Genomic DNA, 1,288 nt, shown 5'->3' with positions numbered 1-1,288 from the left:
GATTGTTTTGGGCAAAAGTTATCAAAATAAATAAAGCGAGAATGATTTTTTTAAGAGATTTACTTAAAATACAGAGTTATGAATTATTCAGGTCTAAGTAATGCAATATAATAATAAACCTCTATAGGTGTATTATTATTAAATATTTTATTATAATCATCATCTGTTTTAGTCAAAACAGTTGGATTTGTTCTCGCTTTAGAGGGGTTACTCAATAGTACTGAAGTCAGCGCTTGAGCTAAATAATTTATACTAATAATTTTATTGATTGGTTTTCCTTTATTCTTATAAAAGTTTTTTCTTCTGTCATAATAAAGACCATTTTGAAATAAAAATGTTTCTATATCTCTTTGAATAATATTTGTTGATCGTAATGATGAAGCTGGGACGGCATTTTGAAAATTAGTTGCTTTAATTATTGAATCTCTACTTTTATCATTTTTCGTAATTATTACTTTACAAAAAACAGTTCTGTTATCTTCATCATAGTTCATGTTCTTTAGTGCATGATATATAGAATGTGATGTTTGAAGACCATTAACAATTTGAATATTGTCTAAAGAGAACGTTTTTCCTATAAGCGATCCTTCATCTGCTAATATAGTAATCCCATTATTTAACCACCAGAAATCATTTTCTTTTTTAGGATCAATTAAAGTAGCTTCAATATCATTATTAACTGTTGTTCTATTTTGATAATCTCTTATATTCGATTCAAATAAATATTCTTTTAATATTGGATTCCCATCTTCATCGTATTCAACCAAAAATTTAAAAAAATCTTTTAAATAAGCAGTTGCAATATATCCTTTTTGAATACCATCTTCACCATACTCTACAAATATAGGGTTCTCATTTAATTTGAGTTCACCTGAATATGATTTTTGATATTGAGCTAGATCTTTTAACTCTTCTGTACCTAATAAATCATATTTAAAAGTAGTTTTTCCACCTAAACTATTTGACATGATAATCTCTTCAAGATCACCTATTTTTTGTAAATAACTTTCATTTGTTCTATTCTTCCCATTAATTTGATCAGAATCTCCACGAGAAGTATGTATAAAGTCAATATTTACAAAAGGAAATTTACTTGCATTTTTAGTAAGTATTGTATGAAATAAAGAAATTGAATCTAAAACATCTTGTGAAATAGTTTTTGAATTAATTATACTTTCTTTTTTATCTATATCCCTGAATAATTCATAGCTCTATAATTTAAGCTGGTTTCTTGAATAAATTAATCGTTCTTGGAAAAATTGGGAATTTTTCTACAAAATAGTGCGTT

1 protein-coding gene is annotated in these 1,288 nt (G+C 25.8%); it reads right to left on the bottom strand.

Annotated elements, in window-relative coordinates; translation table 11 throughout:
- Positions 1-83 precede the first annotated feature (83 nt).
- Entirely contained in the window at positions 84-968 is an 885-nt protein-coding gene (locus BM212_RS12345) for an AIPR family protein (protein ID WP_091898828.1), read from the bottom strand.
- Positions 969-1,288: the final 320 nt, after the last annotated feature.

Source organism: Marinilactibacillus piezotolerans (genome assembly GCF_900114235.1).
GTDB classification, from domain to species: Bacteria; Bacillota; Bacilli; order Lactobacillales; family Carnobacteriaceae_A; genus Marinilactibacillus; species Marinilactibacillus piezotolerans.
Note: the sequence above shows the minus strand (reverse complement) of the source record. Positions and strands in the feature narration are given on the sequence as shown.

Bases quoted from the DNA above. Each gene is read 5' to 3' on its own strand.
- BM212_RS12345 (WP_091898828.1), bottom strand. From the start codon at position 968: ATGTCAAATAGTTTAGGTGGAAAAACTACTTTTAAATATGATTTATTA.